Origin of the sequence: Vibrio sinensis (assembly GCF_003605645.1) — a bacterium.
Taxonomy (GTDB): domain Bacteria; phylum Pseudomonadota; class Gammaproteobacteria; order Enterobacterales; family Vibrionaceae; genus Vibrio; species Vibrio sinensis.
The window spans coordinates 1-2,277 of record NZ_QVMU01000065.1; the positions used below are offsets into that span (position 1 = coordinate 1).

The window sequence follows — 2,277 nt, forward strand, 5'->3', positions numbered from 1 at the left end:
GCTCAAGAAGAATTCGCTACTTTTTCTCAAGAACAAGTAGATGCAATTTTCCGTGCAGCATCTCTAGCAGCTAACCAAGCTCGTATTCCTCTTGCTCAACAAGCGGTTGCTGAGTCTGGTATGGGTATTGTTGAAGATAAAGTAATTAAGAACCACTTTGCTTCAGAATTCATTTACAACAAGTACAAAGATGAGAAGACATGCGGCATTCTTGAAGAAGATGAAAGCATGGGCACAATGACTATCGCAGAGCCTGTAGGTATCATCTGTGGTATCGTTCCAACAACCAACCCGACTTCTACAGCGATCTTTAAATCTCTGATTTCTTTGAAGACTCGTAACGGTATCATCTTCTCACCACACCCACGTGCTAAAAACTCTACTAACGACGCAGCTAAACTTGTTCTAGATGCAGCAGTAGCAGCAGGCGCACCAAAAGACATCATCGGTTGGATTGACCARCCTTCAGTTGAGCTTTCAAACGCTCTAATGAAGCACGATGGCATCGCACTTATCCTTGCTACTGGTGGTCCAGGCATGGTTAAAGCGGCTTACTCTTCTGGTAAACCAGCAATCGGCGTAGGTGCGGGTAACGTTCCTGTTGTTATCGATGACACAGCTGACGTGAAACGTGCTGTTGCTTCTATTYTAATGTCTAAAACATTCGACAACGGCGTAGTATGTGCTTCTGAGCAAGCTGTTATCGTWATGGATGAAGTRTAYGACGAAGTGAAAGMGCGTTTCGCTTCTCACAAAGGTCAYGTACTAAGCAAAGCTGACGCAGATAAAGTTCGTAAAGTTCTTCTTATCGATGGCGCACTAAACGCGAAAATCGTAGGTCAACCTGCAACTGCAATCGCTGAAATGGCGGGTGTTAAAGTTCCTGCTGATACTAAGATTCTTGTCGGTGAAGGCCTAGGCGAAGTCTCTTACGATGACGAATTTGCTCACGAAAAACTATCTCCAACTCTTGGTATGTTCCGCGCGACTTCTTTCGAGAACGCAGTAGACCAAGCCGTTAAAATGGTWGAAATCGGTGGTATCGGTCACACATCTGGTCTTTACACTAACCAAGACGTGAACGCAGACCGCATCCGTTACTTCGGTGACAAGATGAAGACTGCACGTATTCTTATCAACATTCCTACAACTCACGGCGGTATCGGTGACCTGTACAACTTTAATGTTGCACCATCACTRACGCTAGGTTGTGGTTCATGGGGTGGTAACTCTATCTCTGAAAACGTTGGTCCTAAGCACCTAATCAACAAGAAAACKGTTGCGAAGCGAGCTGAAAATATGTTGTGGCACAAACTACCGAAATCAATYTACTTCCGTCGTGGTAGCCTTCCWATCGCTCTTGGCGACCTAGAAGGTAAGAAACGCGCGTTYCTAGTAACGGACCGTTTCCTATTCAACAACGGTTACGCTGATGACGTAGTAAGCCTACTTAAAGCTCAAGGYATSGAAGTTCAAACATTCTTTGATGTAGAAGCGGATCCAACTCTATCTGTAGTAGAGAAAGGCGCWGAWGCAATGAAGAGCTTCCARCCTGACGTAATTCTTGCTCTAGGCGGCGGTTCTCCAATGGAYGCGGCTAAGATCATGTGGGTTATGTACGAGCACCCAGAAACTCACTTTGAAGAACTAGCAATGCGCTTTATGGACATCCGTAAACGTATCTACAAGTTCCCTAAAATGGGTCAAAAAGCTGAGCTTGTATGTATCACTACAACTTCAGGTACAGGTTCAGAAGTKACACCATTCGCGGTTGTTACTGACGACAAGACAGGYGCTAAGTACCCACTAGCTGACTACGAAATCACGCCAAACATGGCTATCGTTGATGCGAACCTAGTCATGAACATGCCTAAGTCGCTAACMGCATTTGGTGGTTACGATGCAGTTACTCACGCTCTAGAAGCTTACGTATCAGTTCTTGCGAACGAATACTCAGATGGCCAAGCTCTGCAAGCACTTAAGATGCTTAAAGAATACCTACCATCAAGCTACRMWAATGGCGCWGCKGAYCCAATCGCTCGTGAGAAAGTACACAACGCAGCAACAATCGCTGGTATGGCGTTTGCGAACGCATTCCTAGGTGTATGTCACTCAATGGCACACAAACTAGGTGCTGAGTTCCACCTACCACACGGTTTGGCTAACGCTTATCTCTAACGTTGTACGTTACAACGCGAAYGATAACCCAACTAARCAAACTGCATTCTCTCAATACGACCGTCCACAAGCACGTCGTCGTTACGCTGAAGTTGCTGA

The 2,277-nt window shown here is 45.6% G+C and carries 1 pseudogene; it reads left to right on the plus strand.

The window, feature by feature from the left end:
- Positions 1 to 2,277, plus strand: a pseudogene (adhE, locus tag DZ860_RS23650) (bifunctional acetaldehyde-CoA/alcohol dehydrogenase); the annotation flags it as partial.